Genomic DNA, 13,328 nt, shown 5'->3' with positions numbered 1-13,328 from the left:
GATGAGTTCGCGCCTCGACTACCTGCGCGACGGGCAGGCCATCTACGCCCGCTCCTTCGCGATGATCCGCGCCGAGGCCGACCTCGCCCGCTTCCGCGGCGCGGCCGAGCGCGTCGTGGTGCGCATGATCCACGCCTGCGGCATGACCGACCTGCCCGCCGACGTGGAGATGTCGGAGGATTTCGCGGCCGCCGGCGAGGCGGCGCTGAAGGCCGGCGCCCCCATCCTGTGCGACGTGCGCATGGTCGCCGACGGCGTCACCCGCGCCCGGCTGCCGGCGAACAATCCCGTCCTCTGCACCCTCGGCGATCCGCGCGTCCCCGGCCTCGCGGCCGAGGCCGGCACCACCCGCTCGGCGGCCGCGATGGAATTGTGGCGCGAGCACCTGCCCGGCAGCGTCGTCGCCGTGGGCAACGCGCCGACCGCCCTGTTCCGGCTCCTCGAGCTGCTCGACGAGGGCGTGACGCCTCCGGCTGCGGTGATCGGCATCCCGGTCGGCTTCGTCGGCGCCGCCGAGTCGAAGGAGGCGCTGGCGCGCGACGGGCGCGTGCCCTTCGTCGTGGTGCACGGCCGCCGCGGCGGCAGCGCCATGACGGCGGCGGCGGTGAACGCGCTCGCCTGCGAGGTCGAGTGATGGACGCGCGCGACAGCCTGTTCGCCGACGGGCCCGCCCCCGAGGCGCCCGCCCGCGTGACGACCGGCACCCTCTACGGCGTCGGCATGGGCCCGGGCGATCCGGACTACCTGACGGTGCGCGCCGTGCGCGTGCTGGAGCGGGCGCCGGTGCTCGTCCATTTCTGCAAGAAGGGCCGGCGCGGCAATGCCCGCACCATCGCGGACGCGATCCTGCGCGACCCGGCCCGGGAATTTCCCCTCGTCTACCCCTACACGACGGAACTCGCCCCGGAGGACGCGACCTACGTCTCGGCGCTGGCGGGGTTCTACGACGACGCGGCCGCCCGGCTCGCCGACCATCTCGGCGCGGGCCGCGACGTCGCGATCCTGTCCGAGGGCGACCCGTTCTTCTACGGCTCCTTCATGCACCTCTGGCGGCGCCTGAAGGATCGCTTCCCCGTCGAGGTGGTGCCCGGCGTCACCGGCATGTCCGGCTGCTGGACGCGGGCCGGCACGCCGATCACCTGGGGCGACGACGTGCTCACCGTGCTGCCCGCGACGCTGCCGCACGCGGCGCTGGCCGAGCGCCTGCGCGGCACGGACGCGGCCGTGGTGATGAAGCTCGGCCGCCACCTGCCGAAGGTGCGCGCGGCTCTGGCCGAGGCCGGGCTCCTCGACCGGGCGGTCTATGTCGAGCGCGGCACCATGGCGGGCGAGAAGGTGATCCCCCTCGCCCAGAAGCCCGACGACGAGGCGCCCTACTTCTCGATGGTGCTCGTGCCCGGCGAGGGACGGCGGCCGTGAGCGGCAGCGTCGCGATCGTCGGCCTCGGACCCGGAGACGGGAGCCTCGTCACCCCGGCGGCCCAGGCCGCCCTGGACCGGGCGACGGACCTGATCGGCTACATCCCCTACGTCGCCCGCGTGCCCGAGCGTGCGGGCCTGACCCGCCACCCGAGCGACAACCGCGTCGAGGTTGACCGCGCCCGCCACGCCCTGATGCTCGCTGCGGAAGGACACCACGTCGCCGTGGTCTCGGGCGGCGATCCGGGCGTCTTCGCGATGGCCGCCGCTCTCTTCGAGGCGGTCGAGCAGGGCGACCCCGCCTGGCGGAGGCTCGCCATCACGGTCGAGCCCGGCATCACGGCGATGCTGGCCGCCGCCGCCCGCCTCGGCGCGCCGATGGGCGGCGATTTCTGCGCGCTCTCGCTCTCCGACAACCTGAAGCCCTGGGACGTCGTGACCGCGCGCCTCGAGGCGGTGCTGCGGGCCGACCTCGTCGTCGCCCTCTACAACCCGATCTCCTCGGCCCGCCCCTGGCAGCTCGGCGCGGCCCTCGGCCTCGCCCTGGAGATCCGCGCCCCCGAGACCCCCGTCGCCTTCGCCCGCGCCGTGACCCGGCCGGACGAGACCCTCCGCGTGATGACGCTGGCGCAGGCCCGGGAGGCGCCCGCCGACATGGCGACGCTCGTGATCATCGGCGCCTCGGGCACGCGGCTGATCCCGCGTGGGCCGGGCGAGCGCCCGTTCCTCTACACGCCGCGCAGCGTGCCGGCGGGGCGGTGATGGCGCCCGCGCACGCATCGCGCCGCGCCCCCTCTCCCGTTCGGGAGAGGGTTGGGGTGAGGGATGCGCCCTCTCCGGAAAGACCTGTCCCCCTCGCCCGGTCCGCATCCTGCGGACTCGACCTCTCCCGGACGGGAGAGGTGAGGCGCGCCTCACGCCCCGCCGAGAAGCGCCCTCAGCGCGGCCTCCGGATCCGCCACGGCCGGCACGTCGGGCTTGTCCGGGCGGCGGACCATCACGACCGGGATGCCGAGGTCGCGCGCCGCCGCGATCTTGCCGTAGGTGGCCTCACCACCGGAATTCTTGCTCACCAGCACGTCGATGGCGGAGCCGCGCAGGAACGCGGCCTCGGCAGACGCGTCGAAGGGGCCGCGCGCGGTAATCGCTGTCAGGTGCGGCACCCGCAGCACGTCGGCCACCGGCTCGATCGCGCGGACCACGTAATCGTGCTGGGGGGCCGCCGCGAAGGCGGCGAGTTCCTGACGGCCGACCGTGAGGAAGGCGCGCAGGGGCGCTTCGCCCAGAGCCGCCACGGCCTCGGGCACGCTCCCGACCTCGCGCCAAGCGTCGGCCGCCTGCCTTTCCCAGGGCGGGCGCCGGATCGCGAGCAGGGGCACCCCGGCCATCGCCGCCGCCTCGGCGGCGTTGCGCGAGATCCGCGCGGCGAAGGGGTGTGTGGCGTCGACGAGGCGATCGACGCCGTTCTCCGTCAGATAGCGGGCAAGCCCCTCCGGGCCGCCGAAGCCGCCGATGCGGGTCGGCACCGCCTCGGGCTTCGGCGCGGCGGTGCGGCCGGCGAGCGACAGGGTGACGGCGTGGCCGGAGCCGGCGAGGCCCCGCACCAGGGCGCTCGCCTCGCCCGTGCCTCCGAGGATGAGGATGCGCATGGCAGCCTTCTCCGCTAGCCCCGCGCCGGAGTCGAGCCGCGAGCCCTGGCCGTCGCGCGAGCCCTGCCTGTCGCGCGAGCCCTGGCTGTCGATCGTCGGGATCGGGGAGGACGGCCGCGCCGGGCTCTCTCCGGCCGCGAGCGCCGCCCTCGACGCGGCCCACGTCGTCTATGGCGGCCGGCGCCACCTCGCCCTCGCCGCCCCCCTCTCCGGCGAGGCGCGCCCCTGGCCGAGCCCCTTCGCGGGGGCCTACGACGCGATCCTGGCACGCCGCGGCGAGCCGACCTGCATCCTCGCCACCGGCGACCCGTTCCACTTCGGCATCGGCGCCGAGATCGCGCGCCTCGTGCCGCCCGGCGAGATCCGGGCCTTCCCGCAGCCCTCCGCCTTCAGCCTCGCCTGCGCCCGCCTCGGCTGGCCGCTGGCCGAATGCGCCTGCCTGACGCTGCACGGCCGCGCGCTGACGCGCATCCTGCCCCATCTCCAGCCGGGCGCCCGCCTCCTCGTCCTGTCCTGGGACGAGACGACGCCGGGCCGCGTCGCGGCCCTGATGGCCGAGCGCGGGTTCGGCGCCTCGCGCCTGGCTGTGCTTGAGGCGATGGGCGGGCCGCGCGAGCGAATCCGCAGCGCCACGGCCGAGGGCTTCGGGCTCGACGGGATCGACCCGCTCAACACCCTCGCGATCGAGGTCCTTGCGGCCTCCGACGCCCGGGTGCTGCCGCTCGCCCCCGGCCTCGACGACGCGTTCTTCGAGAATGACGGGCAGCTCACCAAGGCGGAGATCCGCGCGGTGACGCTGGCGGCGCTCCGGCCCCGCCTCGGCGAACGGCTCTGGGATATCGGCGGCGGCGCCGGCTCCGTCGCGATCGAGTGGATGCTGCGCCATCCCGCCATGCGGGCGGTGGCCGTCGAGATCCGCCCCGACCGTGCCGCCCGCATCCGCCGCAACGCCGAGGCGCTCGGCGTGCCCGACCTCGCGGTGGTGGAGGGCGCCGCCCCCGCCGCCCTCGACGGATTGCCGGCGCCGGACGCGGTCTTCGTGGGCGGCGGCGTCTCGGAGCCGGGGCTGCTGGCCCGCGCCGCCGCTTGCCTGCCCGCGGGCGGGCGCCTCGTCGCCAACGCGGTGACGCTCGAAGGCGAGGCGGCACTGCTCGCCGCCTTCGCAAACGGGGGGGGCGCCCTGCGGCGCCTCTCGGTCGCCCGGGCCGATCCGGTCGGCGGGATGCATGGATGGCGCGCGGCCATGCCGGTCACCCAGTGGGTCTGGACGAAGCCGTGACCGAGGCCCCTCCCCTCGTCGCCGGCATCGGGTTCCGCCGCGGGACGGAGCCCGCCGAGATCGTCGCCCTGCTGCGCCGCGCGCTCGCCGAGGCCGGGACGGATGCGCCCCGCCTCGCCGCCATCGGCACGGCCGAGGACCGGGCGGCGGAGCCGGCCCTGCGCGAGGCGGCGCGCGCCTTCGCGCTCGCGCCGACGCCGGTGTCGCCGGAAGCCCTCGCCGCCGCGGATGCCCGGGTGCTGACCCGCTCCCCCCGCATCGAACGCCTGCGCGGCGTCGGCTCGCTGGCCGAGGCGGCGGCGCTCGCGATCGCCGGTCCCGATTCCCGCCTCGCCCTTCCCCGCATCGCCAGCGCCGGCGCCACCTGCGCGCTCGCCGTCCCGAGCCCGTCCCCATGACCGTTCACTTCATCGGCGCCGGCCCCGGTGCCGCCGACCTCATCACGGTGCGCGGCCGCGATCTCATCGCCGCCTGCCCCGTCTGCCTCTACGCGGGCTCCCTCGTCGCGCCCGAGATCCTGCGCTGGTGCCCGCCGGGCGCCCGCATCCTCGACACCGCGCCCCTCGACCTCGACGCGATCGTGGCCGCCTGCGCCGAGGCCCACGCGGCGGGCCAGGACGTCGCCCGGCTGCATTCCGGCGACCTCTCGATCTGGAGCGCCCTCGCCGAGCAGACGCGCCGCCTCGACGCGGCCGGCATCCCCTACACGGTGACGCCGGGCGTGCCCGCCTTCGCCGCGGCCGCGGCCCTGCTCCGGCGGGAACTCACCGTGCCGGGCTTCGCCCAATCCGTCGTCCTGACCCGCACCTCGGGCCGCGCCAGCGCCATGCCGGAGCGGGAGACGCTCGCGGCCTTCGCGGCGACGGGGGCGACGCTCGCGCTCCACCTCTCGATCCATGTCACCGAACAGGTCGTCGCCGAGCTGACCCCCTTCTACGGGCCGGATTGCCCCGCCGCCGTGGTGTTCCGCGCGACCTGGCCGGACGAGCACGTGATCACCGGGAGCCTCGCCACCCTCGCGGCTTCCGTCGCGGAGGCGGGGCTGGAGCGTACGGCGCTGATCCTCGTCGGGCCGGCGCTCGCGGCGCACGACTTCCGCGAGAGCGCCCTCTACGCGAAGGGCTACGACCGCCGCTTCCGCCCGACCGGCGCGGGCCTGCCGCCCGCATGAGCGCGCCCGGCCTCCTCGTCGCCGCCCCGCGCTCGGGCTCGGGCAAGACCACCGTGACCCTCGCGCTGATGCGCGCGCTCGCCCGGCGTGGCGTGGCGGTGCGCGGCGCGAAATGCGGGCCGGACTACATCGACCCGGCCTTCCACCAGGCCGCGACCGGCCATCCGAGCGTCAACCTCGACAGTTTCGCGATGGAGGACGGCCTCCTCGACGCGGTCGGGCGAATCGCCGCCCAGGGTGCCGACCTCGTGATCGCCGAGGGCTCGATGGGCCTGTTCGACGGGATCGTGGCGGGCGAGGGCCGCACGGGTGCCAATGCCGACATCGCCGCCCGCTACGGCTGGCCCGTCCTCCTCGTCCTCGACGTCTCGGGCGCGGCGCAATCGGCCGCCGCAATCGCCCTCGGCTGCGCCCGCTACGATGCGCGGGTGCGGGTCGCGGGCGTGGTGCTGAACAAGGTCGCGAGCCCGCGCCACCGCCGCCTCGTCGAGGCGGGGCTTGCCCGGATCGGGATGCCGGTGCTCGGCGCGCTCGCCCGCGACGCGAGCCTCGTCCTGCCCGAGCGGCATCTCGGCCTCGTCCAGGCGCGGGAGACCCAGGATCTCGAGGCGCGCCTCGACCGGCTTGCGGATCTCGCGGAAGCCGGGCTCGACCTAGACGCGATCCGGGCGCTGGCCGGCGGCGCCGGGCCGCCCGCCGGGGACGGGGATGGGCTGCCGCGCCCGCCGGGGCAGCGCGTCGCCGTCGCCTCCGACGAGGCGTTCACCTTCCTCTACCCGCACATGGCGGCGGGCTGGCGGGCGATGGGGGCCGAGATCGTGCCTTTCTCGCCGCTCGCCGACGAGGCGCCGCCGGAGACCTGCGAAGCCTGCTGGCTGCCCGGTGGCTACCCGGAGCTCCATGCGGGGCGCCTCGCCGCGGCGGGCCGCTTCCTCGACGGCGTGCGGCGTTTCGCGGCGGAGAAGCCGGTTCACGGCGAGTGCGGCGGCTACATGGTGCTGGGGCAGAGCCTGGAGGACGCCGCCGGGCAGACCCACGCCATGGCGGGTCTCCTGCCGGTCGCGACCTCCTACAAGGCGCGCAAGCTCCATCTCGGGTACCGGGTCGCGCGGCTCGTCGCGGACGGCCTGCTCGGCCCGGCCGGGACGCGCCTCGTCGGGCACGAGTTCCACTACGCGAGCGAGTTGACGGAGCCTCCCGGCGCCGACCTCGCCCTGGCCGAGGTCACGGATGCCGAGGGCAGGCCCCTCGGCCTCGCCGGGCACCGCAGGGGCCGGGTCACCGGCAGCTTCTTCCACCTGATCTCGAGCCGCGCGGCGGGCTGAGCGGCGTCAGCCCGCGGAAGGCCGCCCGCGTCCGGTCAGGCCGTGCCCTCGGTGGCCGGCGCGTGGCCGAGCCGGGAGGCCGTGCGGACGATGGCGAGCACGTCGCGGCGCAGCTGGTCGTCCCGGATCGCGGCGTAGGCGCGCAGCAGCTCGATCGCGCCGTGGGCGCTGAGGAAGCCGAACACGTCCTCCTGCGCCTGGCCGGCCGCGTCGCTCTCCTCGAATAAGGCGGAGACCGGCACCTCGAGAAGGCGGGCGATCTCGCGGAGGCGGCCCGCGCCGACGCGGTTCTGGCCCTTCTCGTATTTCTGCACCTGCTGGAAGGTCACGCCCACGGCCGTGCCGAGCGCCGTCTGGCTCATGCCGCGGGCCTTGCGCAAGGCCGTGATGCGGAGACCGACAAGGCGGTCCACGTCGGTGGTCTGCTTAGGCATCATCGTTCAACGTGGTCCTTCTTCCTGATCGCTCGCTCGCCGCCGGACCTCCGGCGAGACGAGCTTTTTTCAACGGCGGCCTTCGGGTTCCGAGACCCGCGGGACGGGCCGGCGGCGACGGAGGACCGTGGCCGGATATTCCCCTCGCGCGGCGGCCCGACCAAATCACGAGCGCGTGCAGGTCGTGGCGGCGTCTCGGCGTACCAGAAGGTTGCCTTAGCAACAACTTGACCACGAAGGCCGGGGAAATTGCAAGTCGTGCTCCGGGGCCTTCAGACCTTTTGCGAGGCGAGAAGTACGGAGTCACTGATCAGTGATGCGCAATTCACGCACTTGCGGCGAGGCGCCCGATTTCGCGCGCCCGAAGACAGGGGATAGGATTCCCGCCCGAGCGAGACCGGATGTTCCGGTCTTCGGACTTTCCAGCGACAGGAGCCCCGCATGTTCATTGCCATGAACCGCTTCAAGGTGGTCAAGGACGCGACCCAGGAATTCGAGCAGGTCTGGCTCGGGCGCGACAGCCACCTCGGCGAGATGGCGGGCTTCGTCGAGTTCCAGCTCCTGCGCGGCCCCGAGCAGGAGGACCACTTCCTCTACGCCTCGCACACGATCTGGCGCTCGCGGGCCGATTTCGAGGCCTGGACGCGCTCCGAGCAGTTCCGCAAGGCCCACAGCCGGGTGCCGACCACCAAGCCGCTCTATCTCGGCCACCCGCAATTCGAGGGCTTCGAGACGATCCAGACCGTCTCACCCGCGGGCGCGGCTGACGCGGCCTGAGGAGCAGCCCCGCGCAGGTCGAGGCCCCGCCCCGACGTGCGCCGGCGCACCACTCAATCCAAAATACAACCGGAGATCGAAACCCGGCGGGCGCCGGGCCCGTATCCCCGCGGCGCCGCGCCTTGCGCGGCGTGCAGGCAACCCGTAAGCGCAAATTTTAATTGGGCGCAATCGATCCGGACGGGTCGGTCCGAGGTCCGAAGGTTGCTCGGTCAGGCCCGAGCACCCGGGCCGCGGCGAGATCCGTATCAGTCCGGGACGAAGCGTGGTTCACGACGGAACAGAGCGCCCGATGTTTCAGGATCGACTTCCCGAGACTTACCAGAGCGTCCGCTCTCCCGGCGGGCGCCGGCACGTCTGGTCGGCCCTGCTGCCGCGCCGCAGCCGCGCCGCCTTCCGCCTCGGGATCTCGGCCACCGTCGCGGTGGCGGACGTGCTCACGATCTGCGGCCTTGGCCTGCTCATCGAGGCGACCTACTACTTCGCCCATGCGGGGACGCTGATCCCGGGTTCCGAGATCCGCAGCCTGCGCATCGCGGGCCTCGTCGCCCTCATCGTGCTGCTCACCAACCTCGTGCGCGAGGAATACAGCATCGAGACCTCGCTGGCGCAGCGCCCGCACCTGCGCCGGGCGGCCACGCTCTGGCTCGTCGCCTGGGCGGTCGTCCTCGTCTTCGGCTTCGCCACCAAGACCACGACCGACTTCTCCCGCGTCGTCACCGTCACCCTGTTCGTGCTCGGCCTGCCCGTGATGCTGAGCGTGCGGGCGGCGATGATCGCGCTGGTGCGCCGCGGCATCACCCCGGCCTCGGCCTCGGTCAGCCGCGTGCACCTCGTCGGCTTCGAGGAGGACATCGCGCGCTTCTACGCGAGCAACGATGCCGAGGCCCTGGGCCTGCGCGTCATCGGCACGAGCTACCTGCGCCGCGTCGACACGGGGCTCGACGAGGCCGCGCGCCAAGCGCAGCTCTCGGAGGATCTCGACCTCGCCGTCTCCGTTGTGCGCTTCCTGCGCCCGGACGACGTCTTCATCCTCGTGCCCTGGACCGACAACGCCGAGGTCGAGCGCTGCATCGACGCCTTCCTGCGCGTGCCCTCCGCCCTGCATCTGCGGCCGGGGCCGGTCCTCGACCGCTTCCCCGACCTGCAGATCGCCCGGGTCGGCCGCCTGTCCGGCATCAATATCGGGCGCCGCCCGCTCAATCTCGGCGAGATCCTGATCAAGCGCGCCTTCGACCTCGCGCTGTCGCTGACCGCCCTCGTGATGCTGGCGCCGCTGCTGGCGGCGGTCGCGGTGCTGATCAAGCTCGACAGCCCCGGGCCGGTCTTCTTCCGGCAGCGCCGCTACGGCTTCAACCAGCAGCCCTTCGACGTCTTCAAGTTCCGCAGCATGAAGGTCGAGGAGAATGCGGGCTTCCGTCAGGCGACGCGCAACGATTCCCGCATCACCCGGATCGGCGCGATGCTGCGCCGCTCGAACATCGACGAATTGCCCCAGCTCTTCAACGTCGTGCTCGGCGAGATGTCGCTGGTCGGTCCCCGCCCGCACGCGCTCGCCCATGACCGGAGCTTCGAGCGGCGGATCGCGCTCTACGCCCGCCGCCACAACGTGAAGCCGGGCATCACGGGCTGGGCGCAGGTGAACGGCCTGCGCGGCGAGACCCTGACCGACCTCGACATGGAGCGGCGCGTCGCCCACGATCTCCACTACATCGACAATTGGTCGATCTGGTTCGACATCCAGATCATCGTCCAGACGGTGATCTCGCCCCGCGCCTACCGCAACGCGTTCTGAGCCCCGCGGGGGTGCGGGCTCAGGCGCGCCCGCGCCGGAGCCTGCGCGCCGTCACGTGGCGCAGCACCGTCGAGAGCTGCTCGGCCGAGTAGGGCTTGTGCAGGAGCTCGAAGCCGTGGGCCCCGTCCTGCGCCAGCACGTGGCTGTAGCCGGAGGCCAGGACCACGGGCAGATCCGGCAGCCGGCGCTGTAGGTCCCGGGCCAGCGCGATGCCGCCCATGCCCGGCATCACCACGTCCGAGAACACGACCTCGAACCCGGCGCCATCCTCGCCGAGCTTCGTCAGCGCCTCCTCGGCATTGACGGCCCAATCGGTCTCGTAGCCGAGATCCTGCAGGATCTGCGTGCAGAACCGCCCGACCTCGAGATTGTCCTCGACCACGAGGACGCGCTGCCCGGCGCCCACCGGCGCGAGGCTGCTCGCGTCCTCCGCCGGGCGCTCGGGCTGCCCCTCGACCGTGATCTCGGGCAGGTAGAGGGTGAAGGTGGTGCCCTCCCTCGGCCTGCTGCGCACGTCCACGTCCCCGCCCGATTGCTTGGCGAAGCCGAACACCTGGCTCAGGCCGAGGCCGGTGCCCTTGCCGACCTCCTTGGTGGTGAAGAACGGCTCGAAGATCCGCCCGAGCTGGTCCGGCGCGATGCCCGCCCCCGTATCGGTCAGGGACAGGGCCGCGAAGGCGTTCTGCGAGCCGGCATGGCCGCGGATCGGCGGCATGGCGCTGCCCGAGGTCAGGCGCAGCGTCAGCGTGCCCTCGCCCTCCATGGCGTCGCGGGCGTTCACCGCGATGTTCACGAGCGCCGTCTCGAACTGGCTGAGGTCGGCCCGGATGAAGCTCGGCTCGTCCGGCACCTGCGTCACGACGCGGATCCGCGCCCCGGTCACGGTGTCGAGCATGTCGGCGATGCCGCGCAGCTTGGCGCCCACGTCGAACACCTCGGGCTTCAGCGCCTGCCGCCGGGCGAAGGCGAGGAGCTGGCCCGTCAGCTTGGCCGCGCGGTCGACCGTCTCCGAGACCGCGTCGAGGTAGCGCGCCTTGCGCGCCTCCGGCAGTTCGGGCCGGCGCAGGAAATCCACCGACGAGCGGATGATGGTCAGCATGTTGTTGAAGTCGTGCGCCACCCCGCCCGTCAGCTGGCCCACCGCCTCCATCTTCTGGGATTGCCGCAGGGCCTCCTCGGCCCGCATCAGCTCGCCCGTCCGCTCCGCGACGCGCTGCTCCAGCGTGTCGTTCAGGGTGCGCAGGGCCACGATGGCGCGGTCGCGCTCGGCCTCGACCGCGCGCCGGTCCTCCACGTTGATGAGGACGCCCGGAAATCTCAGCGGCGTCCCGTCCGGCGCGCGGTCGACGCGGCCGTTCGCCTCGATCCAGTAGTAATTCCCGTCGCTGCGCCGCACCCGGTACTGGTGGGCGTAGGCGCCCCCGCGCGCGACCACCTCGTTGATCGCCGCGACGAGCCCCTGGCGGTCCTCCGGGTGGACCGTCGCGATCACCTGCTCCAGGCTCAGCCCGACCCGCCCGAGGGCGGGATCGAGCCCGAAGCTGCGGGCGAAGGCCTCGTCGACGGTGAACTGGTCGTGGGGCAGGTCCCAGACCCAGGTTCCGATGATGGCGCCGGCCGACAGGGCGAGCTGGATGCGGTCGGCATAGAGGTCGGCGAGCGCCTGGCTCTCCTGCAATTGCCGCGCGGCCAGCACTCGCTCGGTGGTCTCGACCACGACGGCGATCACCCCGGCCGGCCGCCCGGCCTCGTCGAGGACGGGCGAGTAGTCGAGGTTCATCCAGACGGGTTCCGGCCGGCCGTAGCGATGCAGCGTGAGTTCCTGGTCCTTGTAGGCGAGCGTGCCGCCGGCCAATCCCACCCGCATCACGTTGTCGTTGAACTCGGCGACCTCGGGCCAGCCCTCGCGCACCTTGGAGCCGAGGAGCTGCGGGTGCCGCCCGCCCGCGAAGCCCGAATAGGCATCGTTGTAGATCATGATGCCGTCCTCGCCCCAGAGCAGGACGATCGGCACGGGCGACAGCAGCACGGTGCTGACCGCGGAGCGCAGGCTCTGGGGCCAGCCCTCGATCGGGCCGAGCGGCGTCGCGGCCCAGTCATGGGACCGGACGATCGCGCCGAGCTGGCCGCCGCCCGGCAGGATGTCAGCCATGCTCATGCGGCGTGGGCTCGCCCGCTCCCGCCACGTGCCCGCCCGGCGACCGTCGGCGGCTCGAAGCCGGATGGGGGCATGACGGTTCCGCGCGGGAGCATGGGCAATGCATTGCCGGTAACTCAATCTCTGACAAGTGAGTTGCCCGCACACCGCATCACCATTCGCCGGATCGGCGGAAGCGTGGGGACGCGGGGTGCCGCCGGACACGGGCGATCGCGCGGCGTCCGAGATCGAGGCCGCTCCGGTGGGGCGTTCCCGCAGCCTGCCGAGGGCGAGGCCGCGCCGCCTAGTCGGTCTCGTCGATCGCGAAGCTGATCGTGGCCGTCATGATGCGCCTGTTCTGCGCGTCGCGGACATCGGCCCGAAACTGGACGGACGATCCCCGGTCGGGCGCGCTCTGCATCATGTCGGACAGGGCGCGATGCGCATGGCGGCGCGCGGCGGCGCGATCGGGCAAGTCGGTTCCTTCGTCGTCGAAAACGACGAGGCCATCGAAGGTGTCGAAGAAAAATCGCGGCATGTACTCTCCGTGTCGAAGGCGAGAGCACAAACCTCCCTCAGTCGCTGGTGGGCCAGTTCGAACCGGGCGATGGACCGACGATGCCGGGATGTCGATCCTCGTTCAATCGCATGCTTTAAGGGCGGCGGCGGATTCCGGCGCAGGCGCGCGCTTCTTTCGAGGTCCGGGCTCGCCCCTGGGCCGCGATGGGCCCTGAGCCATCCCGACCCGCCCGCACCAAGTCGTCGAAATCTGACGCGTGGCACCCATTCGTGAGCGGCTGCTGGCGACCCTGAGAAGCCCTTCGGTCGGTCAACAATGAACGACCGCTGACGAAGGCATTGCGGACCTTCAAGGCCATCTGCCGGCAAGGCAGGGAGCCAGGCGATTCCAATGAGTTCCGTCACCTCGACGAGCAAGGGGTTCCAGAACCCTGGGCCCTTCGATCGGAATGGGTTGGGTTAGCGGTCTGGAACGTTTCACACAGGCAAGCCCCCGTGGAACCGCATCGGCCGACCTTCTAGCGCACCAATAGCATTATTCTGCTTGCCATGGTGCTTGGCATACCAAATAATGCATATATCGCACCCAGCAGGGGATTGTGATTCGGCGTTGTCAAGGACGGCGTCGCACTAGCGTACGCCCCAACCAACAAGCCGTCAGATGTCCGTCAAGGACGAGGGAGAACGCCCATGGTAACGCCCGTTGCCGCGCCCGCCGCGGTGAAGCCGTCACCCAATCGCTGGTTGCAAATCGTTCTCGGCGTCGCCTGCATGGTGGCGGCCGCGAACATCCAGTACGCCTGGACCCTGTTCGTCCCGGAAAT

General features: G+C 72.7%; 13 protein-coding genes and 2 pseudogenes. 10 read left to right on the top strand and 5 right to left on the bottom strand.

Annotated elements, in window-relative coordinates; genetic code table 11:
- Position 1: 1 nt before the first annotated feature.
- The 3 genes from J2X36_RS05825 to cobJ are packed head-to-tail and all read left to right on the top strand — an operon-like array spanning position 2 to position 2,180.
- Positions 2–634 carry a precorrin-8X methylmutase gene (locus tag J2X36_RS05825; protein WP_132254751.1) on the top strand — a complete coding sequence of 211 codons (633 nt, stop codon included), beginning with the start codon at positions 2–4 and terminating at the stop codon, positions 632–634.
- The gene (locus tag J2X36_RS05820) at positions 634–1,419 is read left to right on the top strand and encodes a precorrin-2 C(20)-methyltransferase (protein ID WP_132254750.1); all 786 of its coding nucleotides are present in this window, start codon (positions 634–636) and stop codon (positions 1,417–1,419) included. The genes J2X36_RS05825 and J2X36_RS05820 overlap by 1 nt, the downstream gene beginning before the upstream one ends.
- Positions 1,416–2,180 carry a precorrin-3B C(17)-methyltransferase gene (cobJ, locus tag J2X36_RS05815; RefSeq protein ID WP_310347230.1) on the top strand — a complete coding sequence of 255 codons (765 nt, stop codon included), beginning with the start codon at positions 1,416–1,418 and terminating at the stop codon, positions 2,178–2,180. The genes J2X36_RS05820 and cobJ overlap by 4 nt, the downstream gene beginning before the upstream one ends.
- Before the next feature lie 152 nt (positions 2,181–2,332).
- On the opposite strand, the gene J2X36_RS05810 is transcribed toward cobJ, so the two are convergent.
- Positions 2,333–3,067, bottom strand: coding sequence for a cobalt-precorrin-6A reductase (locus J2X36_RS05810; RefSeq protein ID WP_132254748.1), 735 nt, complete (start codon positions 3,065–3,067; stop codon positions 2,333–2,335).
- On the opposite strand from J2X36_RS05810, the gene cbiE reads away from it, so the two are divergent.
- The 4 genes from cbiE to J2X36_RS05790 are packed head-to-tail and all read left to right on the top strand — an operon-like array spanning position 3,066 to position 6,842.
- Positions 3,066–4,346: a precorrin-6y C5,15-methyltransferase (decarboxylating) subunit CbiE gene (gene cbiE / locus J2X36_RS05805; RefSeq protein WP_310347227.1), complete on the top strand. Its 1,281-nt coding sequence runs from the start codon at positions 3,066–3,068 to the stop codon at positions 4,344–4,346. The genes J2X36_RS05810 and cbiE overlap by 2 nt on opposite strands.
- Positions 4,325–4,744: a cobalamin biosynthesis protein gene (locus tag J2X36_RS05800; RefSeq protein ID WP_310347225.1), complete on the top strand. Its 420-nt coding sequence runs from the start codon at positions 4,325–4,327 to the stop codon at positions 4,742–4,744. The genes cbiE and J2X36_RS05800 overlap by 22 nt, the downstream gene beginning before the upstream one ends.
- Positions 4,741–5,517: a precorrin-4 C(11)-methyltransferase gene (cobM, locus tag J2X36_RS05795; protein WP_310347223.1), complete on the top strand. Its 777-nt coding sequence runs from the start codon at positions 4,741–4,743 to the stop codon at positions 5,515–5,517. Before J2X36_RS05800 ends, cobM begins: the two co-directional genes overlap by 4 nt.
- The gene (locus tag J2X36_RS05790) at positions 5,514–6,842 is read left to right on the top strand and encodes a cobyrinate a,c-diamide synthase (RefSeq protein WP_310347222.1); all 1,329 of its coding nucleotides are present in this window, start codon (positions 5,514–5,516) and stop codon (positions 6,840–6,842) included. Before cobM ends, J2X36_RS05790 begins: the two co-directional genes overlap by 4 nt.
- 35 nt (positions 6,843–6,877) lie before the next feature.
- Here J2X36_RS05790 and J2X36_RS05785 read toward each other — a convergent pair whose 3' ends face one another.
- Positions 6,878–7,279, bottom strand: a complete 402-nt coding sequence (locus tag J2X36_RS05785) for a helix-turn-helix transcriptional regulator (RefSeq protein WP_310347220.1) — start codon at positions 7,277–7,279, stop codon at positions 6,878–6,880.
- 438 nt (positions 7,280–7,717) lie between these two features.
- Between J2X36_RS05785 and J2X36_RS05780 the strand changes: the two genes are divergently transcribed.
- Both J2X36_RS05780 and J2X36_RS05775 read left to right on the top strand, forming a co-directional pair.
- Entirely contained in the window at positions 7,718–8,053 is a 336-nt protein-coding gene (locus tag J2X36_RS05780) for an antibiotic biosynthesis monooxygenase (protein WP_310347218.1), read from the top strand.
- 292 nt (positions 8,054–8,345) lie between these two features.
- Positions 8,346–9,848, top strand: a complete 1,503-nt coding sequence (locus J2X36_RS05775; RefSeq protein ID WP_132256518.1) for an exopolysaccharide biosynthesis polyprenyl glycosylphosphotransferase — start codon at positions 8,346–8,348, stop codon at positions 9,846–9,848.
- A gap of 19 nt (positions 9,849–9,867) precedes the next feature.
- On the opposite strand, the gene J2X36_RS05770 is transcribed toward J2X36_RS05775, so the two are convergent.
- From J2X36_RS05770 to J2X36_RS05765, 3 genes and pseudogenes are all read right to left on the bottom strand, one after another.
- Positions 9,868–11,544, bottom strand: a complete 1,677-nt coding sequence (locus J2X36_RS05770) for an ATP-binding protein (protein WP_405029738.1) — start codon at positions 11,542–11,544, stop codon at positions 9,868–9,870.
- Positions 11,545–11,553: 9 nt separating this feature from the next.
- A pseudogene (locus J2X36_RS26835) lies at positions 11,554–12,000 on the bottom strand (PAS domain-containing protein); the annotation flags it as partial.
- 289 nt (positions 12,001–12,289) lie between these two features.
- Complete coding sequence (locus J2X36_RS05765; protein ID WP_310347214.1) at positions 12,290–12,523, bottom strand: DUF6894 family protein; 234 nt, start codon at positions 12,521–12,523, stop codon at positions 12,290–12,292.
- A gap of 671 nt (positions 12,524–13,194) precedes the next feature.
- Here J2X36_RS05765 and J2X36_RS05760 point away from each other — a divergent pair.
- Positions 13,195–13,328: pseudogene (locus J2X36_RS05760) on the top strand (oxalate/formate MFS antiporter); the annotation flags it as partial.

It is taken from the genome of Methylobacterium sp. BE186, from assembly GCF_031457035.1.
GTDB lineage: Bacteria > Pseudomonadota > Alphaproteobacteria > Rhizobiales > Beijerinckiaceae > Methylobacterium > Methylobacterium segetis.
The sequence above is the reverse complement of the archived record's forward strand: the minus strand, read 5'-3'. Positions and strand labels throughout refer to the sequence as shown.